Origin of the sequence: Streptomyces sp. Ru62, from assembly GCF_002920615.1 — a bacterium.
Classification (GTDB): Bacteria; Actinomycetota; Actinomycetes; order Streptomycetales; family Streptomycetaceae; genus Streptomyces.
Map to the genome: position 1 here is coordinate 160,013 of NZ_PQSU01000001.1, position 21,275 is coordinate 181,287.

Sequence of the window (21,275 nt, forward strand, 5' to 3'; positions counted from 1 at the left end):
ACCGGCCGGTGTCACCCCGTCGGCGGGTCCGCGCTCTCCCCGGCGCGGGCGTCCCCTCCGAAGCGGCCGGCGCCGTCACCGCCGTGCCGTTCGTCCCGCGCGTCGCGGCTCCGCGGAACACGCCCGTGCCCGCGCCCGCTCGCGTGACCGTCGCCGTCGCCGTCGCCGTCGCCGTCGTCGTCGCCGGCGATGACGACGACCTCGTCACCGGTGGTCCACTGCCGGCGTTCGGCCTTGGGCGGGTTGACGCGCAGCCCGTAGCCGGGGGCGCGGCCGGCGTCGGCGTGGCCGCGGTAACCGATGGCGCACTCGCCCCGGTCGCGCGCCGCCGCGACGACCGTGGCGAAGGCCGCCTCCTGGCCCGGCAGTACGTAGTCGGCGGCGGGCCGCAGATGGATCTGGGTACCACCGGCCGAGAACAACTCGTCGAACACCGCCGCCAGGTGGCGGTTCTGGGAGATCTGCGCCATCAGCAGTCCGACGAGCTTGCCGCTGATGATCACATCCGCTCCGGGGCCGAGCGGTGCGAGCGGCCGGTTGCCGTCGTCGGCCAGTTCGGTGACCACCGGCAGTTCCCGGCCGATGCGCTGTTCGAGGTGGCGCAGCACGAGCAGGGTGACGAGCGTGCGGTTGTCCGGCTCCTCCGGGGGCTCGCCGGGCCGCGCGTCCCGGCCGAGCACGATGACGCTGTCGTAGGAGGCGATGTCCAGGCCGTACAGCGTCTCCGGCCGGGTGGTGTCGCCCCTGCGGTGCACACACCTCCAGTCGGCGTCGCCGGTGTCGCACGCCGTCCGCACGGTCGCCCCGTCCTCGTCCGCCACCACGTCGGCGACGGAGCCGGGCGGCGCGTTGCGGCCCCACTCCCGGAGGATGAGCGGCGCCCGGCGGTTCCAGCCCAGCACCAGTACCCGCTCCGGCCGTGTGTCCCGCGGCCGGGGGTCCGCCATGAGCCGCTCCTCGACGAACCGCGCGCAGTCGGCGAGTTCGGCGGTGTCGTCGTCGGCGGCGATGACGATGATCCGGTCCTCCGGCGTGATCACCGTCCGCGCCGGAGGGTTCAGCCACGGCACACCGTCGCGGATCAGCCCGACCGCGCACGCGTTGCCGTAGGAGAGCAGCACGTCCCCGAAGTCCCGGCCGACCAGCGACGGGTGGGAGGCCGGGTAGAACTCGTCCCCGGCGAAGTCCAGGAGCTCGCGGTGGACGAGGGACAGCCCCGGGCGGCGCGCGGCCTGGGCGATGAGCCGGGCGGTGACGGTGTCGCTCTCCACGACGATGCCGCGCTCGCCGGCGGCCAGCCGGGCCGCCAGCAGGTAGCCGCTGTCCCGGACCGCGGCCACGACGGGCGCGGTGGCGTCGCCCCCGGACGCCGTCGCCCGCAGGGCCAGCAGGGTCTTGACCACCTCCGCGTCGCCGCGCGCGTCGTCGGGCGGCAGCACGAGCACCGAGTCGGCCGTGGCCGGGCTGGTCAGGGCCAGCACGGCCGGATCGGCCGGCGGGCCGCTGCGGCAGATCAGCCGGGTCCGGCCGGTGGGACCCACCTTGCTGTACAGGGCCTCCTCCATGGCCGTCTTGTCCCGGTCGGCCAGGACGGCCACGGCCGAACCCCGCTGGTTGGCGCCCGCCGCGACCAGTTCGCCCACCACCGTGAACACCTGCTCGGACCAGCCCAGGACCACCACATGGCCGTGCTCCACCAGCGTGGAGCGCCCGCGCCGCAGGGCGATGAGCCGTTCGGTCAGCCCGGTCGTGATGAGCCCGACGAGGGTCGAGACGTACACCAGGGCGACGAGGGCCAGCAGCACCGACAGCAGCACCCGTAACGGGGCGCCGGTGGTGCCGCCCAGCCGCAGCGTCTCCCCGGTCAGGCGCCAGACCTGCGCCAGTTTCCCGGACAGGCCGGCGGGGGCGTGCGGTGCCGTCCACACCAGCACCGCGCTCGCGGGGACGACGAGGGCCAGGCAGACCACCACCAGCCAGCCGACCAGGGCCGAGGTCCCGCGCGCCAGGGTCGTGTCGAACCAGTACCGCGCTCGGGCACCCACCCCGGGACGCCGCTGTTCCACCTTGTTCCCCTTCCGCCACAGGGCCTGTAGGGGGCAGTGTCCTGACCCGGCACCCCGCGACGCGCGGCACGGGGCGTGATTCATCCCTTCGCCGTAATCGGGTGCGGCGGGACCCCTCGGCGTGCCTCCGCGCACCCCGGTCCCCCCGGTTTGAACGGCGGCTTTCCCTCGTCCGTGGCAATTCACCGCGACCCGGGGCGCGCCGGTCCGGCGGACCAGTAGAAGTTCGCCATGACCGAAGATCAGCAGGTGGACGCCGGCAACGGCGGCCTGACCAGGCGTACGCTCACCACCGCGGCCGGCGCGACCGCCGCGGCCACCGTCCTCGGCGCGGGCGGCGCGGGCGCCGCGGCGGCCCTGCCCGCCCCGGCGCCCCCTCGGGCCGCCGCCCCGGCGGCCCCCGCCGACGCGCGCGGCCCGGACTTCGACCGCTGCCTCGCCGCCGCACGGGCCCTGCTCGTCGTGGACTCCGGCGACCGGCCCCTCGTCCCCGGCTACCAGCGGGTCCTCAAGGACGGCCTCCCCCGACAGCGGGCGGGCGGGCCCAAGAGCGTCCTCGTCATCGGAGCGGGCCCGGCCGGCCTCGTAACGGCCTGGCTGCTGAAGCGGGCCGGACACCGCGTGACCGTCCTGGAGGCCAACGGCAACCGGGCGGGCGGACGCATCAAGACCTTCCGCCGCGGCGGCCACGAGCGGGCGGCACAGCCCTTCGCCGACCCCCGCCAGTACGCCGAGGCCGGCGCGATGCGGCTGCCCGGCAGCCACCCGCTGGTGATGGACCTCATCGGCCAACTGGGCCTGAAGAAGCGGCCCTTCTACTACGTCGACGTCGACGCGGACGGACGCCCCGCCTCCCACACCTGGATCCACGTCAACGGCATCCGGGTGCGGCGCGCCGACTACGCCCGCGCACCCCGGCGCGTCAACCGCTCCTTCGGTGTCCCGCGCGCCCACTGGGACACACCGGCCGCCGCCATCCTGCGCTCGGTCCTCGACCCGGTGCGCGACGAGTTCAGCACGGTCGGCCCGGACGGCAAGCGCGTCGACAAGCCGCTGCCCGAACGGGTACGGGGCTGGGCCAGGGTGATCCAGCGCTTCGGCGACTGGTCGATGTTCCGCTTCCTGACCGAGCACGCGGGCCTGGACGAGCGGACGGTCGACCTCATCGGCACCGTCGAGAACCTCACCTCACGGCTGCCCCTGTCCTTCGTCCACAGCTTCATCGGCTCCTCCCTGATCAGCCCGGACACGGCGTTCTGGGAGCTGGAGGGCGGCACGGCCGTCCTGCCGGACGCCCTGCTGGCCAAGGTCCGCGACACCGTGCGGTTCGACCGGCGGGTCACCCGGATCGAGTACTACGACCCCGGCCGCGCCGGCGGCGACACGGCGCCGCACGTCCACGACAAGGGCCCCCACGTGTGGGTGGACACCGTCTCCGAGGGGCGCGGGGGCCGCGTCGTGCGGGAGCAGTTCACCGCGGACGCGGCCGTGGTGACCGTGCCCTTCTCCGGCCTGCGGCACGTGCAGATCAGCCCGCTGATGTCGTACACCAAGCGCCGCGCGATCACCGAACTGCACTACGACTGCGCGACCAAGGTGCTGCTGGAGTTCAGCCGCCGCTGGTGGGAGTTCGACGAGGCCGACTGGAAGCGGGAGCTGAACCGCATCGACCCCGGCCTCTACGACGCCTACCGCACCGGACGGACTCCCGGCGACGGCCGCCTGCTCGGCGCGCACCCCTCCGTGCCGCGCGGACACATCACCCCCGGCCAGCGCGTGCACTACGCCGCCAACCGGGCCGCCACCCGCGACCAGCCGGAGGCGGCCCACGTCATCGGCGGCGGCTCGGTGTCGGACAACGCCAACCGCTTCATGTACCACCCGTCCCACCCGGTCCCCGGCAGCAAGGGCGGGGTGGTCCTGGCCTCCTACAGTTGGGCGGACGACGCCCTGCGCTGGGACTCCCTCGACGACGACGCCCGCTACCCGCACGCCCTGTGCGGCCTCCAGGAGGTCTACGGCCGGCGGATCGAGGTCTTCTACACCGGCGCCGGCCGCACCCAGAGCTGGCTGCGCGACCCCTACGCCTACGGCGAGGCGTCCGTGCTCCTGCCCGGCCAGCACACGGAACTGCTCCCGTCCATCCCGGCGCCCGAGGGTCCCCTGCACTTCGCGGGCGACCACACCTCCGTCAAGCCGGCGTGGATCGAGGGCGCGCTGGAATCAGCGGTGCGCGCCGCCCTGGAGGTCCACACGGCCTGACGGATCAGCTCTCGGCCAGGATCTCGTCCGCGTCCACGATCCGGTAGGCGTACCCCTGCTCGGCCAGGAAGCGCTGCCGGTGGGCGGCGAAGTCCTGGTCGATGGTGTCGCGGGCGACGACCGAGTAGAAGTGGGCCTGGTGGCCGTCGGCCTTGGGGCGCAGCACCCGGCCGAGCCTCTGGGCCTCCTCCTGCCGGGAGCCGAAGGTGCCGGACACCTGGATGGCGACCGTGGCCTCGGGCAGGTCGATGGAGAAGTTGGCGACCTTCGACACCACCAGCACGCTGATCTCGCCCTCGCGGAACGCGTCGAAGAGCTTCTCGCGCTGCGCGTTGGAGGTCTCGCCCTTGATCACGGGGGCGTTCAGGTGCTCGCCCAGCTCGTCGAGCTGGTCGATGTACTGCCCGATGACGAGGATCTGCTGCCCGGCGAACCGGCGGACGATCGCCTCGGTGACCTTCCGTTTGGTCTCCGTCGTGGCGCAGAACCGGTACTTCTCCTCCGTCTCGGCCGTCGCGTACGCGAGCCGCTCGGAGTCGGTCAGGTTGACCCGGACCTCGACGCAGTCGGCGGGCGCGATGTAGCCCTGCGCCTCGATCTCCTTCCAGGGCGCGTCGAACCGCTTGGGCCCGATGAGGGAGAACACGTCCGACTCGCGGCCGTCCTCGCGCACGAGGGTGGCCGTGAGCCCGAGCCGCCGCCGCGCCTGGAGATCGGCGGTGAACTTGAAGACGGGCGCGGGCAGCAGGTGCACCTCGTCGTAGACGATCAGGCCCCAGTCCCGGGAGTCGAACAGCTCCAGGTGCGGGTAGACGCCCTTCCGCTTGGTCGTCAGCACCTGGTAGGTCGCGATGGTGACGGGCCGGATCTCCTTCCTGGTCCCGCTGTACTCGCCGATCTCGTCCTCGGTCAGCGAGGTCCGCTTCACCAGCTCGTGCTTCCACTGCCGGGCGGAAACGGTGTTGGTGACGAGGATCAGCGTGGTCGACTTCGCCTGGGCCATGGACCCGGCCCCGACCAGCGTCTTCCCGGCGCCGCAGGGCAGCACGACGACGCCGCTGCCGCCGTGCCAGAAGTTCTCCACGGCCTGCTTCTGGTACGGCCTGAGCGCCCAGCCGTCCTCCAGCAGCTCGATCGGGTGCGCCTCACCGTCGACGTACCCGGCGAGGTCCTCGGCCGGCCAGCCCAGCTTCAGCAGCGTCTGCTTGATCTGCCCGCGCTCGGAGGGGTGCACCGCCACGGTGTCCGGGTCGATCCGGGTGCCGACCAGCGGGGCGATCCGCTTGGACTTCAGCACCTCCTCCAGCACCGGCCGGTCGGTGGTGGTGAGGACGAGCCCGTGCGCGGGGTGCTTGGTCAGGGTGAGGCGGCCGTAGCGGTCCATCGTCTCGGCGATGTCCACGAGCAGCGCGTGCGGCACGGGGTAGCGGCTGTACTGCACCAGGGCGTCCACGACCTGCTCGGCGTCGTGCCCGGCGGCGCGCGCGTTCCACAGCCCGAGCGGGGTGACCCGGTAGGTGTGGATGTGCTCGGGTGCCCGCTCCAGCTCGGCGAAGGGCGCGATGGCCCGCCGGCAGTCGTCGGCCCGCTCGTGGTCGACTTCCAGGAGCAGGGTCTTGTCGGACTGGACGATCAGCGGACCATTCACGCGCGGCACACCCTTTCCATGACGGCCAAACGTCCAGTGTGCCTCATACGGCCGGGGTGCTCCACGGCCGCAAGATCGGCAGCGCCGGACGCCGGGCGCAACCCCCTCGCCGCGCCGCGAGTCCTGACACAGGAAGGCGGCGCGGGCGCGCGGCCGGGTGAGGAGTTCAGGGATGTCGGCACGCAGATGGGCCGTCGGCAGCGGAGCCGTGGTGGTGCTGGTGGCCACCGGCACCTGGGCGATGCGGCCGGGGAGCGTCGACACGCGGCTGTGGGACGAGGTACGGCCGGTCATCGAGGCCCGGCTCGCGGCGGACGGCCACGGCACCGGCTACGGCGAGGACGTGCCCGCGCTGCACGCGCGCTGGTTCTGCCGGGCCGAGGCGCTCGACGTGGCGGAGCGCGGCGGCGAGGTGCGCGCGGGCGTCGACGCGCTGTGCCTGGAGTACGGGGTGCGCGACGGCGGCCTGGTGGAGTGCGGCGGCGGGCGGGGCCCGCAGGTGGTGCGGCTGGAGCGGAACCCGCGCGGCGGTTACCGGGTCCTCTCGCGCGAGGCACCGCCGGACGGCGCCGGGAACGAGGAGTGGACCGAGGCCCACTTCGGTTTCTTCGCCCGGGCCGCCCTGGACGACACGATCCCGTCCGACGCCCTGGAGCGCGCCGCCCGCGCCCACTTCGGCCTTCCCGCGGACGCGCCGGTCGGGGACTGCTAGGCCCCGCGACGGGCCCGGCATCTGGCCGGTCTCAGTCGTCCGCCAGCTCCGCGACCCCGGTGATCCGGTGCAGCGGGAACGTCCGGACCTCGTCCGCCGTGTGGTCGTACGCCGTCACGAAGCCGCCCTCGACCCGGATCGGGGCGATGACCCGCTGGCTGGCGGCGCCCTCGGCGTTGACGTAGCCGATCCACACCGCGTCGCCGGTCAGGACGGCGGCCTGCATGGTGGCCAGGGTCTCGGCGGCGGAGGTGCGGGGCAGCTCGCCGCCCGACAGGGGCTCGCCGACGGGTTTGCGCGGGGTGGTGGCGGCCAGGTCACCGGCCCGGATCGCGCGGATCGCCGCCGCGAGCAGCGTCGCGTCGGGCGGCGGCGGCCCGTCCGGCACCGGCTCGGGCGCGGTGCGCGGCGGAGTGCGGTGGGCGTGCGCGCGGGTGATCAGGACATCGCCCTCGGCGGACTCGGCGGCGGGCGCGTACCCCATCGCGCGCAGCCCCTCCAGCAGTGCAGCCGGGTCGGTCGGGGCGGCCAGCACGGTCGGCGCGAGGCGGCGCAGGCGCAGGGCGGCGGCGCGCTTGTCGGCGAGGATCTCGTTCAGCAGGGTGTCGTCGTCGCAGCGGACGTACGCCGAGGCCGCGCCGACCCGCAGGTGGCCGTGTCTGCGGGCCACGTCGTCGATCAGGTAGGCGAGCGGCTGCGGGACCGGCGTGCGGGAGTGCTCGGCGAGGAAGGCGTGCAGGTCGGCGGCGGTCCGGCCGGCGTCCAGGGCACGGCGGACGGACGCGGGTGTGAACCGGTACACGGTCGCGCCGCCCTTGGACTCCACGTCCGCGAGCACCCCCAGCATGTCCGCGAGCGGGCGCCGCAGCGGGCCGGGCGCCACCGCCGTCAGGTCGGCCTGGAGCAGCACGTGGTCCAGTGGCTCGGGCAGCAGCGGCGCGAGCAGCCGGGCAGCGGCGGCGGCCGCGACGCCCTGCTCGGCGGGGGAGAGGGGCGCGGGCCGCTCGGGGGCCCGGTGGTGGTGCACCGGGAGCTTGTCACCGGGGCCGGTGGGCTCGGCGGAACCGGCGCCCGGGGTGGCGGGGGCGCCGCCGGCAGCCGGTGCCCCCAGCAGCGCGCGCCCCTGGGACGACAGCGCGCCCCGGCCCGTCACCCCCAGCAGTTCCGCCTCCGACAGGGTCCAGCGGGCGAGCCGGGAACGCAGGTCGTCGTCCCGGGCGCCGTCGCGCTGGGCACCCCGCAGGGGCCGCTCCCAGCGCAGCCGGGCCAGCACCGACTCCGCGTCCGGCGCCGCGCCCTGCGGCAGCGCGGCCAGCAGGGACAGCACCCGGTGCCGTACCTCGGGCGCGGCGGAGCGGTCGAGGCCCGGACCGAGCGCCGACAGCGTCCGGTCCTTGGCGTCCCGCCCGCCGACCAGCCCCGGCGTACGGGTGGCCGTCAGCCAGGACTGGGCGAGCCGGGCCCAGCGCTCGGCCGGGGGCAGCTCCAGCCACTCGTCGTAGGCCGGGGTGGCCGCGTACCGCTCGTCGGCCTCGCCGTCGGAGGCGATCAGACCGGCCGCGTAGGCCAGCTCGGCCCAGAACGCGGCGACCGGCTCCGACACGTCCAGCGCCACTGCGGTTCGCTTCAGGTCGCGGACGCTCAGCCCGCCCGCCCGCAGCACCGCGGGCCCGCCCTCGTCCCAGTCCTTCAGCAGCTCCTCCACGGTGGCCAGCGCGGTGTACGCCTGCCCGGCCGCCGTCGCGTCCACCACCTGCGGGCCGTGGGTCGCGGCCGGCGCCACGGCGGGCGGCAGCGGCTCGGGCGCGCGGTGGGCGCGGCCCCCGCGCAGGTGCAGGGCGACCTCGCGGGGCAGGACGACCGTGCCGGGCGCCGTCGGCAGCAGCAGACCGCGGTCCAGCAGCCAGCGCAGGTGCGCCGCCGGATCGGCGGTGACCTGCCCGTAGGGCGGCCCCCACACCAGCCGGGACAGCACCTCGCGGGCGGCCTCCGGGGCCCCGGCGAGCAGCTTCGCCATCTTCCTGCGGTGGGTGAACAGCCCGGTCAGCGCGGCCACGGCGGACACCGAGTCATGGGTGGACGGCAGCCCGGCCGTCGTCACGATCTCCTGGATCCGCCCCGGCGACATGCCCGAGGTGGCCTCCTGCACGGTCGGTCCCAGCCCGGTCGGGGACGGGTGCTGCGGGGACGGCGCGAGCAGCTCACGGGCGGTCCGCACCAGCCGCAGCCGGTCGTCGTCGCCCCACACCAGCGCCTGCTCGCGCAGGGTGGTGAGGGCCCGGGGCAGCGCGCGGGCGACCGTCTCGTCGCCGGCGTCCCCGGCCATCAGACCGAGCAGCGTGTCGTACGACGCCGGGTCCGGGGCCACGGCCAGCGCCTCCGCCGTCTGGAGCGCGAACCGGTCCAGCCGCTCCAGGGCGCGCAGCACCGAGGCGCGGGTGCCGGCGCGGGTGGCGAGCTGGGTGAGGTCGGTGGGGACGGGGGTGATGAGGTCCGGGCGGCTGCGCAGCAGCGCGGCCAGGGAGGCGTCGTCCCGCGCGCGGAGCGCCTCCGCGAGGGACCGAGGGGCTGAGTGGGCCTCGGGGCTCATCCGGCCAACGGTAGCGGACTTCCATATGCCGAGGGCATCCGCGAGAAGCGGTACGGTCCTCACGGGGTATCAGTCGGCGTCACCCCGGAGGGGTTCCGTGGGGATCGAGAGCGACCAGGTCGTCTACGAGTATCTGAGCCGCGTCGGAGACATCGCCCAGCAGCGCCAGCTGCCGTCGGCGACGCGGATGCGGCTCGTGTCGGAGCTGCGGAACGAGATCGACCGGCACCGGGCACAGGCGACGGTGGACTCGCCCGCCGCCGTCCGCCGCATCCTGGACCGCCTGGGCACGCCGGACGAGGTGGTCGCGGCGGCGGGCGGCACCGGCGGCCTCCCGCAGGCCCCGCCCACCGCCGTACCGGCGCAGCCCTCCTCCCGGGAGCGGGCGCCGGAGCCGGCGGGGCGGGAGCGGCCGAAGGGGCTGCGCCGGGTCGTGCCGCGCCCGCGCCCCGCCGAGCCGGAGCGGCCCGCCGCGCGCGACACGCCGGCCCCGCCGCACCTCGCCCCCGCGCACGAACTGGGGGACGCCACGGCGCCGCCCGACTGGTGGCGCCTCGGCACCGCGGGCCCCCTCGGGGACACCGACCCGGTGCCGGGGTTCGTCGGCGGCGTGGAGATCCCGGAACTGCTCAAACGGCCCCCGCGGGAGGCTCCCGCCGAGAAGGCCGAGCCGGTGGCGCCGGTGGCGGAGCCCGCCGAGACCGCGCCGGAAACGGCACCCGCCAAGCGCCGCCGCCTCCTCCCCGTCCCGTCCGCCGGCTGGTCCAACCCCCTCCTGCTGCTGGCCGCCGCCGCACTCGTCGCCGGTGCCGTCCTCGGCAACTGGTTCGCGCTGCTCCTCGGCTGGGCCATCGCCTACGGCTCCCGGCGGCTGACCCCCGCGGAGACCAAGTGGGCGGTGATGGTCCTGCCGGGCACGGCGGTCGCGGCCGGCCTGGTGTGGCTGTGGGGCCGCAACGAGGGCCGCTGGGGTGCTCCGATCGCCCAGGGCCACATGAACGACGCCATGAGCGACACCTGGCCGTGGGTGGTCAGAGGAGCGGCGGTCGCCTCGGCGGCATACCTGGTCTGGCGCTCCCAGAGGAAGGGGTAGTTCCCCGCGCCCCTTGACCAAGCTGCGGCTGACCCACCCAAGGGGCGCGGGGAACTGCGCGAGCGGCTACGACGCACCCGCACCGGGCAGACGACCCGGGGCCCCCACGGCGCGCCCCCACCGACCCCGCACCCTTCGGGTGGGCGAGCGGCAGCCAAGTCAGGGGCGCGGGGAACTGCGCGAGCAACCACGATGCACCCGCACCCGGCAGACGACCCGGGGCTCCCACCGCGCGCCCCCACCGGCCCCGCACATCCCGCACCCGACAAAGCACCCTCGTCCCCCAGCCCCACCCGGCCGAACCGCCGGAGGCACCCGGCACAATGGCCCGCATGGCCTCCTCGCTGACCGTCGGTTTCGACCTCGACATGACCCTCATCGACTCCCGCCCGGGCATCCGTGCCTGCTACCTGGCCCTGGCGGAGCGGACGGGTACGTTCATCGACGCCGACCTGGCGGTGACCCGGCTGGGCCCGCCGCTCGCGGAGGAGCTGATCCACTGGTTCCCGGCCGAAGAGGTGCCGGCGGTGGCCGACCTGTACCGGGAGATGTACCCCTCCATAGCCATCGCCGCGACGCCCGCCATGGCCGGCGCCCGGGAGGCGATCGACGCGGTGCGGGCGGCCGGCGGGCGGACGATGGTGGTGACGGCGAAGTACGAGCCGAACGCCAAGCTGCACCTGGCCCACCTCGGCATCGAGCCGGACGTGGTCGTCGGCGACCTGTGGGCCGAGCAGAAGGCGGCGGCGCTGCGCGAGTACGGCGCGGGCGTGTACGTCGGCGATCACGTCGGGGACGTCCGCGGCGCCCGTGCGGCGGGTGCGTTCTCGGTCGCCGTGGCGACCGGCCCGTGCCCGGCGGACGAGCTGCGCGCGGCCGGCGCGGACGTCGTCCTGGCGGACCTGTCCGCGTTCCCCGGGTGGCTCGGCGGCTACCGCGAGGCGCCCGGCGCCGCACCTCTCGCCTGACGCCGTCCGGCGGCGACGGAGCGCAGGACACCCGCGCCGGCCACGAGGAATCCGACGGCCATGAGCATGCTCAGACCGAACATGTAGGTCGGAAAAGGCTTCGCTCCGAGGAACAGCGGGGCCACCGTGACGAGGGTGGCCACGGCCCCGAGGAAGAACACGACGGCACCGGCGCGGATCAGTCGGTCGCCGGGCGCGGCGGAATTCGTTTGGGTTTTGTCACGCACCGGACCAGGGTAGTTCCCTGCGCGAGAGAACAACCGGGGGACGTCTTGTCACCCGCCCCAAGACCATTAGCCTTGGTACCGGCGGGTCATGGTCGACCCGCCCCAGTGCTATCAAGAGCCGTTTCCGAAGTAGTTTTCCCGACGAGTACGAGGACGAGGACAGACGTGCCTACCGGCAAGGTCAAGTGGTTCAACAGCGAGAAGGGCTTCGGCTTTCTCTCCCGCGACGACGGCGGTGACGTCTTCGTCCATTCCTCGGTTCTCCCCGCCGGAGTCGATGCGCTCAAGCCGGGACAGCGCGTGGAGTTCGGTGTCGTCGCCGGTCAGCGCGGTGACCAGGCGCTCTCGGTGATCGTGCTCGACCCGACGCCGTCCGTCGCCGCCGCCCAGCGCAAGAAGCCGGACGAGCTCGCGTCGATCGTGCAGGATTTGACGACCCTTCTTGAGAACATCACGCCGATGCTGGAGAAGGGCCGTTACCCGGACAAGGCCTCCGGCAAGAAGATCGCCGGTCTGCTCCGCGCGGTCGCCGATCAGCTGGACGTCTGAGCCGTATCCGGAGGCCCGGCCCGCATTACGGGAAAGCGAGCGCATCGGGGCCGAGGGGCGGAACCAGTCCCTCGGCCGCCGCGCGTGTGAGCAGTCCCCGGACCGCCGCGTAGCCGTCCTCGCCGAGGTCGGCGGTGAACTCGTTGACGTACAGCCCGATGTGCTGGTCGGCGACGGCCGGGTCCATCTCCTGCGCGTGCTCCATGACGTACGGCCGGGAGACCTCGGGGTCGTCCCAGGCGGCCCGTACGGAGGCCCGGACGGCGTCGGCGAGCCGGCCGAGCCGCTCGGCGCCCAGCGACCGCTTGGCGATGATCGCGCCCAGCGGGATCGGCAGCCCGGTGGTGTGCTCCCAGTGCTCGCCCATGTCGGCGAGCTTGTGCAGCCCGTAGTTCTGGTAGGTGAACCGGGCCTCGTGGATGACCAGGCCGGCGTCCACCTTGCCGTCCCGCACCGCCGGCATGATCTCGTGGAACGGCATGACCACGATCTCGCCGACCCCGCCCGGCAGCGTGTCCGCGGCCCACAGCCGGAACAGCAGGTAGGCGGTCGACCTCTCGCTGGGCACGGCGACCGTGCGGCCCGTCAGGTCGGCCCCGGCCTCCCGGGTGAGCACCAGCGGTCCGCAGCCCCGGCCCAGCGCACCGCCGCACGGCAGCAGCGCGTACTCGCCGAGGACGTACGGCAGGACGGCGTACGACACCTTCAGCACGTCCAACTCGCCGCGCTCGGCCATGCCGTTGGTGATGTCGATGTCGGCGAAGGTCACGTCCAGCGCGGGGGCGCCGGGGACGCGGCCGTGGGCGAGGGCGTCGAAGACGAAGGTGTCGTTCGGGCAGGGGGAGTACGCGATCTGCAGCGGTTCACCGGTCATGTGCGTTCCAACTCTCCAATGCGGGCGCGAGTTTCCCGAAGCCCTCGGTGAGGGCGGCGAGGGCGTCACCGATGCGCCAGGCGGCGCGGTCGCGGGGCCCCACCGGGTTGGAGACCGCGCGGATCTCCAGCGCGGGCACACCGTGCGCGGCGGCGGCCTCCGCCACCCCGAACCCCTCCATGCCCTCGGCGAGCGCGCCGGGGTGCCGGGCGCGCAGGGCGGCGGCGCGGGCGGCCGTGCCGGTCACCGTGGAGACGGTCAGGATCGTGCCGGTCCGTGCACCGGTGGCCTCGGACACGACTCGTACGAGTGATTCCGGCGGACGGTGGGTGACGGTCCCGAATCCGAGTTCGGTCACCGGGAGGAATCCGTCGGCGGTCTCGGCGCCCAGGTCGGCGACGGTGATCGCGTCCGCGACGACGAGCGAGCCGAGGGGCGCCCCGGGCGGGAAGCCGCCGCCGATCCCGGCCGAGACGACCAGGCCGTAGGGGCGGCCGGCCAGCGCGGCGGCGGTGAGGGCGCCGGCGGTCGTGGCGGCGGCGAGCGCCGGGCCGACGCCGGCGGCGAGCAGGTCCCAGCCCGTGGCCGTACGGACCAGGGACGCGCCCGGCAGCCGTACCTCTCGGGCCGAAGCGGGCAACGCCCGGGCCACCGCGTCCCGCTCGGCGGGGACCGCGGTGGCGACGAGGACCGGGACCGGAAGAGACGTCGTGATCAGGCCTTCTTCAGCTTGAAGGACCACATGCCCTTGTTCGTGTTCTCGCCCATCCGGATCGACAGGGTGTTGGTGTTGCCCTGGGTGCCGTACTGGACGTTGAAGAACGCGCTGCTCGGGATCGTGCGGTACGTCTCCTTGCTGGAGTCGCTGAACTGGCGGCCGTTGACCAGCACGATCCAGCCGGCGTCGGCGATCTTCGGGTCGACGCCGATGCGGACGGTCTCGTCCTGACCGACCTTGATCGACTTGATGTCGTCGGCGTTCTTGACGCACTCCTTCAGCGACGTCTCGTCCAGCGCCTTGCCGTCGTTGTAGCAGACGGCCTCGGAGTTGACCGAGTGCCCGCCGACGGTGATCGTCGCGACGGGCGTCGGCTTGTCGCAGGCCGACAGGACGAGCAGTCCGGCGGAAACGGCGCCGGCGGCGGCGACGACGCGGCGGCGTCGCGCAACGCGGTGTACATCAGCGGCTTCGCCGCGGGGCAGCGTGGTCATGGCCGAAGGCTATCGGGCGCCCCGAGCCGTCCGCCCACGTGGGGTACGGCGTGCCCGGTTCGTTACGCCACGCGTGCCCGCGCCCCCCACGGCCTCACGCCACCCGGGTACGGGCCCGGCCGCCGTGCCGGGCCGAGGCGAGCAGCCCCTTGAGCGTGCTCAGCCAGCCGGTGGCCACGAACGCGGCGCCCACCAGCAGCCCGACCGTGCCGTTGAGCGGCATCACGATGCCGACCGCGCCACCGAACACCCACGCCATCTGGAGCAGCGTCTCCGAGCGCGCGAACGCCGAGGTGCGCACCAGCTCGGGCACGTCCCGCTGGATCAGCGCGTCCAGCGCCAGCTTGGCCAGCGCCTGCGCGAACCCGGCGACCGCGGCCAGACAGGCCACCAGGAACGCCCCGAAGAAGACGGCGGCGACGACCGCCGTACCGAGCACCACCGCGACCACCGTCACGATGATGATCTCCGGCGCCCGGGAGCGGAGCCAGGCCCCCACGGCCGTGCCGAGGGCGTTGCCCGCGCCGGCCGCGACGCCCACTATCCCCAGCGACACCGCCGCGCTCTCCCCGGTCAGCGGGTGCTCGCGCAGCAGGAAGGCGAGGAAGAAGATCAGGAAGCCGGACAGACAGCGCAGGGCGGCGTTGGCGCCGAGCGCGTGCGTGACGGCCGGACCGACCGTCCGCAGCCCCGGCCGCTTCACCTGCCCCCGGTGCGGCCCGTGCAGATGCTGCTCGTCGGCCGCGAGCAGCGCCACGTCCTCGCCCTTGGCCGAGTCCACCTTGGGCGGCAGGGAGAAGGACAGGAACGTACCGGCGACGAAGATCACGAAGGCGCCGTAGAGCGGCCACGGATCGCCGAGGGCGTGCAGCCCCGCCGCGACCGGCGCGGCGGCACCGGTGGCCAGCAGCCCGGCGAGGGTCACCCGGGAGTTGGCCTTCACGAGCGAGAACCGCGGCGGCAGCAGCCGCGGTACGACGGCACTGCGGACCACTCCGTACGCCTTGGACGCCACCAGCACGCCCAGCGCGGCCGGATACAGCTCCAGGCTGCCGCTCGCCACCGCCCCCGAGATGATCAGCGAGAGCAGCGCCCGCGCCAGCATCGCCCCGGCCATCGCGGCCCGCCGCCCGTGCGGCAGCCGGTCCAGGAGAGGGCCGATCACGGGCGCGAGGACCGTGAAGGGCGCCATGGTGATGGCGAGGTAGAGGGCGACCCGGCCGCGCGCCTCGTCGGTCGGCACCGAGAAGAACACCGTGGACGCGAGCGCCACGGTGACCATCACGTCCCCCGCGCCGTTCACCGCGTGCAGTTCGATCAGCTTGCCCAGACCCGATTCGCCCGCGCCGTGCGCGTGCGTGGCCCTGCGGATGCCCCGGGCCGCACCGGTCACGGGAAAGTGCAGGGCACGGCCGACCGAGCGGACGGCCGTGCCCACCCGGCCCGAACCGCCGCCCCGACCATTCGCCCTGTCCGCGGCTGCCACGACGTTCATAGTGCCCCGAGATACGGCCGGATAGTGCGGATCGTTCGGGTGTGGCGGCACACGGCCCCGGTCGGCGCAGGCAGAGGGGCGGGTGGGAATATGCACGAATCCCGTCCGGTGTAGCGTGCCTATCTCAGCCATAACGCAGAATGGATGGCAGAGGTGCGCCCAGGCGCGCGGATGCAGACGTCGATGCGGTCCCCAGGTCCGCTCCGTCGGCGAAACCGCCGGAGGCAGCCGCACTCGACGAGACGGCGTAGGAGAGAAGCGATACCTGTGAGCGCAGCGACAACGCGAAGCCGCACCCCCGACCGCCTGTGCGCCGAGGCCGTCGACCTCGCCCGCGCCGCCGCCGAGGAGGCCGCCGCGCCCGGCGTGGTCGGCGAGCACGCCGGCCTTGTGTCGGAGGGCGACCGCGTTGTCACGCACTTCTTCGCGTGCAAGGAGCTGGGCTACCGCGGCTGGCGCTGGGCGGTGACGGTGGCCCGCGCCTCCCGCGCCAAGGTCGTCACGCTCGACGAGGTCGTCCTCCTCCCCGGCCCCGACGCCCTCCTCGCCCCCGAGTGGGTCCCGTGGAGCGAACGCCTGCGCCCCGGCGACCTCGGCCCCGGCGACCTGCTCCCCACCGACCAGGACGACCTGCGCCTGGAGCCCGGCTACACGGGCGAGGAGGAGCCGCCGCCGAACTCGGTGGTCTCCGAGGAGATGCGGGAACTGGCGGAGGCCGAGGACGCCGACGTCACCCCCGGCACGCCCGCCGCCCAGCCGACGGCCCCGTCCCGTGGCTCCATCGCGTCCGTCGCCGAGGAACTCGGCATGCGCCGCGCCCGCGTCCTGTCCCGCTACGGCCTGCACAGCGCCGCCGACCGCTGGGAAGAGTCCTTCGGCCCCAAGACGGCCATGGCCCAGGCGGCCCCCGCCACCTGCATGAGCTGCGGCTTCCTCACCCCCATCGGCGGCTCCCTCGGCCAGGCCTTCGGCGTCTGCGCCAACGAGTTCTCCCCGGCGGACGGCCGCGTCGTCTCCCTCGCCTACGGCTGCGGCGGCCACTCGGAGGCGGCGGTCATGCCGAAGCCCCCGCAGCCGGCCTCGCCGGTCGTCGACGAGACCCGGGTCGACCCCTTCCCGCTGCGCCCGGCCCGCGACTCCGGCTCGGTCCCGGAGACCGGCGACGACGAGACGGCGGAGCTCGGCCACTCCTGACCCTTCACGCGCACCTCGGCCCACACCGTCTTGCGCGGCGAGGGCCCGGGCGCCGTACCCCAGCGCTCCGCCAGCGCCTCCACCAGCAGCAGCCCCCGCCCGCCGTCGGCGTCCGGCCCGGGGTGCATGAGCTCGGGCAGCCGGTCACCGCGCGTGTCGGTCACCTCGATACGGAGCGTGTCCCCGACGGCGTACAACGTCAGCCGGAAGTCCCGTCCGGCCACCCGGCCGTGGCCGGCCGCGTTGGCGGCCAGCTCGGCCACGATCAGCTCCGCGGGGTCCAACGGCAGCCCCCAGGACCGCAGTTGCTCCCTGGCGAGCAGCCGGGCGAGACGAGCGCCGCGTGGCGTGGGGGACAGCCGCACCGTGAAGTTCGGGATGGGGGTGGAGATGTGGGTGGAGATTTCCTGGTTCACATCACTCAGAGTGGCGGCAGCTGCTACCCCTGAACAGTGACGAAGCGGTTGCGTAGTGTCACTGTCCAGCGCGTGTCCGGTGGTGTCCGGGCATGTCGAGAAGGGGGTGCTGCGGTGAGCGAGGAAGAGGAGCCGGGCTGGGAGGTCGAGCCGGACGACGAGTGGGGCGTCGCCGTCATCGCCACCGTGGGCCGCCAACTGAGGCTGCGCCGGGAAGCGGTGGCCCTGCGCGCCGCCGACTTCGCCAGGGCCGTGGGCTACAGCGAGGACATGGTCTACAAGGTCGAGTCGGGCAAGCGGATTCCGAGACCGGAGTACCTGGACAAGGCGGACAAGGTTCTCGACGCGGGTGGGTTGCTCGCGGCGATGAAGGAGGACGTGGAGAAGGTCCGGTATCCGAAGAAGGTTCGGGCTTTGGCGGAGGTGGAGGCGAAGGCGGTTGAGTTAGGGGTCTACGTCTGCAGCAGCATCCATGGCCTGTTGCAGACACCGGAGCACGCACGGGCCCTGCTGCAGTCCTGGCAGCCCGCCTATGCGCCGAAGGATCTGGAGCGGCGGGTGGCTGCCCGTATGGCTCGGCAATCCATCTTCGAGCGGACGCCCGCTCCCTCCCTGAGCTTCGTCCTGGAAGAGGCAACTCTGCGCCGCAAGGTTGGGGGCACAATGGTGCGGCAACAGCAGTTCGAACGCCTGCTGGAGATTGGGCGGTTGAGCAACGTCACGCTCCAGGTCATGCCGTTGGACAGCCCGCCGCATCCCGGCATGAGTGGAAGGATCGAGTTGCTCAAGTTCGAGGACGGCACGGCTGTCGGCCGTTCCGACGGCGCCTTCAACGGCCGCACCGTCTCGAACCTGCGGGAGCTGCGCGTCCTTGAGCTGCGGTACGGCACCATCCGGGCGCAGGCTCTTCCCCCCGGGGAGTCGCTGGCCCTCATCGAGCACCTGCTGGGAGAGACATGATCCGCTGGTTCAAGAGCAGTTACAGCGACGGCCCCGACGGCGACTCCTGCGTCGAAGTCGGCCTGGACTGGGTCGCCGCCCCCACCCCCGCCACCATCCACATCCGCGACTCCAAGCAGGACAACGGCCCCCTCCTCACCGTCGCCCCCTCCACCTGGACGGAGTTCGTCTCCTACGCCGCCCGGGGCTGAACGCGCCGAACTAGCCGGTGAGGCTCGCCTCGTGGACCGTGTCGAGGCTCGCCTCCTTGCCGGTGCGTTCCAGGCGCAGGTGGGCCGAACGGCCGTGCAGCGTCAGCGTCATGAGCTGGTTGCCGAACCACGGCCCGCCCCGCTTGCGCCACCGCACCGGCGGCTTGGGGGTGCGGCCGTGCCGGGCGAGGAGGCGGCCCAGCGCGCGGGCCGGCGCGCTCCAGCCGACGCGGAAGCCGACCCGCATCGCCGCCGGTACGGAGTTGTGCACGGGTGAGCAGGTGAGCTGGACGACGGGGATGCCGAGGTCGCCGGACCGCCAGGTCGCCTCGGCGACGTAACCGTGGTGCACGTCCCCGGAGAGCACGCACACGCTCGCGGGGGCGCCCGGTGCCGCCGCGGCCTCGGCTATGAGGCCGGCGAGGTCGGCGAAGGAGCGGGGGAAGGCCGCCCAGTGCTCCAGGTCGGCCCCGCGGCGCAGCCACTCGCCGAAGCGGGCCCAGCGGGCGCCGCGTTCTCCGGCGCACAGGGCCGCGTCCCAGCCCTCGGCGTCGTGCACGAGGTGCGGCAGCAGCCAGGGCAGGGAGGTGCCGATCAGGAGGTGGTCGTAGGCACCCTCGTCGGCCAGGACCTGCTCGCGCAGCCAGTCGGCCTCGCCCGGGTCGAGCATGGCGCGGTGGTCCTCGTCCAGGACGCGTGCGGCCCGGGAGTCGACCATCACCACCCGGACCCGGCCGAAGTCGCGCCGGTAGCTGAAGCGGACCGAGGCGGAGTCGGCGTCGGCCTGTTCGGCCAGGGCGCGCAGCGCCTTCGTGCCGTCCGGGGTGGCTCGGACGGTGGCCCAGGTGGGGTCGTCGGCCAGTTCCGCGGGAGAGAGGTTGCCGAGGTGCTGGTGGACCCAGTACGACATCAGGCCGCTCATGAGCCGTTCCTGCCACCAGCCGGTGGCGCGCATGTCGGCGAGCCAGGAGGCGGAGGTGTTCCAGTCGTCCACGATGTCGTGGTCGTCGAAGATCATGAAGCTGGGCACGGTGGACAGCAGCCAGCGGACCTCCGGGTCGAGCCAGGACTCGTAGTAGAGGTGGCAGTACTCCTCGTAGTCGGCGACCTGGCCGCCGGGCGGCTCGTCGAGGTTCCGGCGGCCGGCCAGCCAGCGCCGGGTCTCCTCGGAGGTCTCGTCCGCGTAAATCTGGTCGCCCAGGAGCAGCAGGACGTCGGGGCGCTCGGCGTCGGGATCGGCCGACAGCCGGCGGGCCAGGGTGTCGAGGGCGTCGGGGCCGACCGGGTCCTTGCCGTCCGCCGGGGGCGCGGCCCAGCGGCACGACCCGAAGGTGACGCGGACGGCGTCGCCGGCGCCGGGCGTGCGGATGACGGAGGGCGGGAAGCGGGAGTCGGGCAGCGGCCACACCGGGGCGTCGTCGAGGAACACCTCGTAGGAGGGAGCGCTGCCCGGTTCGAGCCCGGTCACCGTAACCAGCGCGTAGTGGTGCCCGGCCACCTGGAAGGTGGCGGCCGTGCCGCCCGCGCCGTCGGAACAGCGCACCCGCGCGGTGCAGGGCTCGCTCGCCTCGACCCACACGGTCGCGCAGGAGCCGTCGGTGTACCGCAGCAGCGGTCCCAGGCGCAGTTCGGCCACGTGATCGCCTTCCTGTCTCATCCGTACGGAATCGAACGACCCCAGCGACGGTACAGCGGCGGTGCGGGCGTCTGGGACCCGTCTGCGCGGGCACGTGTGAGGAGAACCGGGCGGGGCGGCCCCGGCGAGAGGTGAGGCGGAGGTGTCGTGGCCGAGCACGAGCAGGCGACGGAGCCGGGGGAGACCCACGGCGCGGTGCGCGAGGACGACCTGCTGCGGGGGTTCGCGGTGGACGACCGGCAGCCGGAGCGGCCGGTACTGCTGGACGCCGGCGGCCGGCCGGTCGAGACCTGGCGGGAGAACCACCCCTACGACCATCGGATCGGCCGGCGCGAGTACGAGCGGACCAAGCGGATCCTCCAGATCGAACTGCTCAAGCTCCAGCGCTGGGTGAAGGACACGGGGCAGCGGATCGTCGTGGTGTGCGAGGGACGGGACGCGGCCGGCAAGGGCGGCACCATCAAGCGGTTCACCGAGCGGCTGAACCCCCGGGGCGCCCGCGTGGTGGCGCTGGACAAGCCGACCGAACGGGAGGCGGGGCAGTGGTACTTCCAGCGGTACGTCACGCACCTGCCGGCCCGCGGGGAGATGGTCTTCTTCGACCGGTCCTGGTACAACCGGGCCGGCGTCGAGCGGGTCATGGGATTCTGCACGGAAGCCGAACACCAGCAGTTCCTGCGGCAGGCCCCGCTGTTCGAGCGGCTGCTCACCGACGACGGCATCCTGCTGGTGAAGTTCTGGTTCTCGGTGTCCCGAGCCGAGCAGCGGACCCGGTTCGCGATCCGGCAGGTCGACCCGGTGCGCCGCTGGAAGCTCTCCCCGACCGACCTGGCCTCGCTCGACCGCTGGGACGACTACACCACGGCCAAGGTCGACATGTTCCGGGCGACCGACACCGCGCACGCGCCCTGGACGGTCGTGAAGAACAACGACAAGCGGCGGGGCCGGCTGGAGGCGATGCGCAGCCTCCTGGACCGCTTCGACTACCCGGCCAAGGACCACGCGGCGGTCGGTACCCCCGACCCGCTGATCGTCGGTGCGGCGGACACCCTGCTCGAACCGGGTGAGGAACCCACGGCCCTGTCGCCGACCCCGCTGGCCGGGCCGGGCGGCGGGCCCGGGAACCACCCGGACCCCGCGGTGACCGCCGGCCGCGGCCACAGGTGAGGAGGGACCCGGACC

18 protein-coding genes and 1 pseudogene are annotated in these 21,275 nt (G+C 73.9%); 9 read left to right on the plus strand and 10 right to left on the minus strand.

The window, feature by feature from the left end; translation table 11 throughout:
* Nucleotides 1-11: 11 nt before the first annotated feature.
* Nucleotides 12-2,066 carry an NAD-binding lipoprotein gene (locus tag C3492_RS00855; RefSeq protein ID WP_103809764.1) on the minus strand — a complete coding sequence of 685 codons (2,055 nt, stop codon included), beginning with the start codon at nucleotides 2,064-2,066 and terminating at the stop codon, nucleotides 12-14.
* Nucleotides 2,067-2,297: 231 nt separating this feature from the next.
* Between C3492_RS00855 and C3492_RS00860 the strand changes: the two genes are divergently transcribed.
* A complete protein-coding gene (locus C3492_RS00860; protein WP_103809765.1) occupies nucleotides 2,298-4,328 on the plus strand; it encodes an NAD(P)/FAD-dependent oxidoreductase in 2,031 nt (676 codons plus the stop codon).
* Between the two features lie 4 nt (nucleotides 4,329-4,332).
* Here the strand turns inward: C3492_RS00860 and C3492_RS00865 are convergent, their stop codons facing one another.
* The gene (locus C3492_RS00865; RefSeq protein ID WP_103810023.1) at nucleotides 4,333-5,976 is read right to left on the minus strand and encodes a DNA repair helicase XPB; all 1,644 of its coding nucleotides are present in this window, start codon (nucleotides 5,974-5,976) and stop codon (nucleotides 4,333-4,335) included.
* A gap of 172 nt (nucleotides 5,977-6,148) precedes the next feature.
* On the opposite strand from C3492_RS00865, the gene C3492_RS00870 reads away from it, so the two are divergent.
* A complete protein-coding gene (locus C3492_RS00870) occupies nucleotides 6,149-6,688 on the plus strand; it encodes a hypothetical protein (RefSeq protein WP_103809766.1) in 540 nt (179 codons plus the stop codon).
* Between the two features lie 31 nt (nucleotides 6,689-6,719).
* Here the strand turns inward: C3492_RS00870 and C3492_RS00875 are convergent, their stop codons facing one another.
* Complete coding sequence (locus tag C3492_RS00875; protein ID WP_103809767.1) at nucleotides 6,720-9,278, minus strand: helicase C-terminal domain-containing protein; 2,559 nt, start codon at nucleotides 9,276-9,278, stop codon at nucleotides 6,720-6,722.
* A gap of 97 nt (nucleotides 9,279-9,375) precedes the next feature.
* Here C3492_RS00875 and C3492_RS00880 point away from each other — a divergent pair, with 97 nt between their 5' ends.
* Nucleotides 9,376-10,371: a hypothetical protein gene (locus C3492_RS00880; RefSeq protein ID WP_103809768.1), complete on the plus strand. Its 996-nt coding sequence runs from the start codon at nucleotides 9,376-9,378 to the stop codon at nucleotides 10,369-10,371.
* A 323-nt stretch (nucleotides 10,372-10,694) separates the two neighbouring features.
* Nucleotides 10,695-11,339: an HAD family hydrolase gene (locus C3492_RS00885; protein WP_103809769.1), complete on the plus strand. Its 645-nt coding sequence runs from the start codon at nucleotides 10,695-10,697 to the stop codon at nucleotides 11,337-11,339.
* On the opposite strand, the gene C3492_RS00890 is transcribed toward C3492_RS00885, so the two are convergent.
* Nucleotides 11,303-11,566 carry a hypothetical protein gene (locus C3492_RS00890; protein ID WP_030989395.1) on the minus strand — a complete coding sequence of 88 codons (264 nt, stop codon included), beginning with the start codon at nucleotides 11,564-11,566 and terminating at the stop codon, nucleotides 11,303-11,305. The two genes, C3492_RS00885 and C3492_RS00890, sit on opposite strands and share 37 nt — an antisense overlap.
* A 165-nt stretch (nucleotides 11,567-11,731) precedes the next feature.
* On the opposite strand from C3492_RS00890, the gene C3492_RS46580 reads away from it, so the two are divergent.
* A complete protein-coding gene (locus tag C3492_RS46580; RefSeq protein WP_014673396.1) occupies nucleotides 11,732-12,115 on the plus strand; it encodes a cold-shock protein in 384 nt (127 codons plus the stop codon).
* Between the two features lie 25 nt (nucleotides 12,116-12,140).
* Here C3492_RS46580 and C3492_RS00900 read toward each other — a convergent pair whose 3' ends face one another.
* From C3492_RS00900 to C3492_RS00915, 4 genes are all read right to left on the minus strand, one after another.
* Nucleotides 12,141-12,989: a 1,4-dihydroxy-6-naphthoate synthase gene (locus C3492_RS00900; protein WP_103809770.1), complete on the minus strand. Its 849-nt coding sequence runs from the start codon at nucleotides 12,987-12,989 to the stop codon at nucleotides 12,141-12,143.
* Complete coding sequence (locus C3492_RS00905; RefSeq protein ID WP_181140127.1) at nucleotides 12,979-13,731, minus strand: futalosine hydrolase; 753 nt, start codon at nucleotides 13,729-13,731, stop codon at nucleotides 12,979-12,981. The genes C3492_RS00900 and C3492_RS00905 overlap by 11 nt, the downstream gene beginning before the upstream one ends.
* Nucleotides 13,704-14,201 carry a DUF2771 family protein gene (locus tag C3492_RS00910; protein ID WP_014673393.1) on the minus strand — a complete coding sequence of 166 codons (498 nt, stop codon included), beginning with the start codon at nucleotides 14,199-14,201 and terminating at the stop codon, nucleotides 13,704-13,706. Before C3492_RS00910 ends, C3492_RS00905 begins: the two co-directional genes overlap by 28 nt.
* Nucleotides 14,202-14,295: 94 nt before the next feature.
* Nucleotides 14,296-15,696: an MFS transporter gene (locus tag C3492_RS00915; RefSeq protein WP_258055417.1), complete on the minus strand. Its 1,401-nt coding sequence runs from the start codon at nucleotides 15,694-15,696 to the stop codon at nucleotides 14,296-14,298.
* A 267-nt stretch (nucleotides 15,697-15,963) separates the two neighbouring features.
* Between C3492_RS00915 and C3492_RS00920 the strand changes: the two genes are divergently transcribed.
* Nucleotides 15,964-16,890, plus strand: a complete 927-nt coding sequence (locus C3492_RS00920; RefSeq protein ID WP_103809772.1) for a DUF3027 domain-containing protein — start codon at nucleotides 15,964-15,966, stop codon at nucleotides 16,888-16,890.
* 8 nt (nucleotides 16,891-16,898) lie between these two features.
* Here the strand turns inward: C3492_RS00920 and C3492_RS46770 are convergent.
* Nucleotides 16,899-17,306 (minus strand): annotated as a pseudogene (locus tag C3492_RS46770) (ATP-binding protein); the annotation flags it as partial.
* Nucleotides 17,307-17,420: 114 nt separating this feature from the next.
* Here C3492_RS46770 and C3492_RS00930 point away from each other — a divergent pair.
* Both C3492_RS00930 and C3492_RS00935 read left to right on the plus strand, forming a co-directional pair.
* Nucleotides 17,421-18,266, plus strand: a complete 846-nt coding sequence (locus C3492_RS00930) for a helix-turn-helix transcriptional regulator (protein ID WP_103809773.1) — start codon at nucleotides 17,421-17,423, stop codon at nucleotides 18,264-18,266.
* A complete protein-coding gene (locus tag C3492_RS00935) occupies nucleotides 18,263-18,457 on the plus strand; it encodes a DUF397 domain-containing protein (RefSeq protein ID WP_103809774.1) in 195 nt (64 codons plus the stop codon). The genes C3492_RS00930 and C3492_RS00935 overlap by 4 nt, the downstream gene beginning before the upstream one ends.
* A gap of 10 nt (nucleotides 18,458-18,467) precedes the next feature.
* Here the strand turns inward: C3492_RS00935 and C3492_RS00940 are convergent, their stop codons facing one another.
* On the minus strand, nucleotides 18,468-20,093 hold the full coding sequence (locus C3492_RS00940) for an alkaline phosphatase D family protein (RefSeq protein WP_103809775.1): 1,626 nt from the start codon (nucleotides 20,091-20,093) through the stop codon (nucleotides 18,468-18,470).
* A gap of 147 nt (nucleotides 20,094-20,240) precedes the next feature.
* Here C3492_RS00940 and ppk2 point away from each other — a divergent pair, with 147 nt between their 5' ends.
* Complete coding sequence (ppk2, locus tag C3492_RS00945; protein ID WP_103809776.1) at nucleotides 20,241-21,260, plus strand: polyphosphate kinase 2; 1,020 nt, start codon at nucleotides 20,241-20,243, stop codon at nucleotides 21,258-21,260.
* The last annotated feature ends 15 nt before the right edge of the window (nucleotides 21,261-21,275 follow it).

Excerpts from the sequence above, each read along its gene's own strand:
- C3492_RS00875 (WP_103809767.1), bottom strand. The coding sequence starts at position 9,278 with ATGAGCCCCGAGGCCCACTCAGCCCCTCGGTCCCTCGCGGAGGCGCTC.
- C3492_RS00860 (WP_103809765.1), top strand. The coding sequence starts at position 2,298 with ATGACCGAAGATCAGCAGGTGGACGCCGGCAACGGCGGCCTGACCAGG.
- C3492_RS00885 (WP_103809769.1), top strand. The coding sequence starts at position 10,695 with ATGGCCCGCATGGCCTCCTCGCTGACCGTCGGTTTCGACCTCGACATG.
- C3492_RS00935 (WP_103809774.1), top strand. The coding sequence starts at position 18,263 with ATGATCCGCTGGTTCAAGAGCAGTTACAGCGACGGCCCCGACGGCGAC.
- C3492_RS00910 (WP_014673393.1), bottom strand. The coding sequence starts at position 14,201 with ATGACCACGCTGCCCCGCGGCGAAGCCGCTGATGTACACCGCGTTGCG.
- C3492_RS00870 (WP_103809766.1), top strand. The coding sequence starts at position 6,149 with ATGTCGGCACGCAGATGGGCCGTCGGCAGCGGAGCCGTGGTGGTGCTG.
- C3492_RS00915 (WP_258055417.1), bottom strand. The coding sequence starts at position 15,696 with ATGAACGTCGTGGCAGCCGCGGACAGGGCGAATGGTCGGGGCGGCGGT.
- C3492_RS00900 (WP_103809770.1), bottom strand. The coding sequence starts at position 12,989 with ATGACCGGTGAACCGCTGCAGATCGCGTACTCCCCCTGCCCGAACGAC.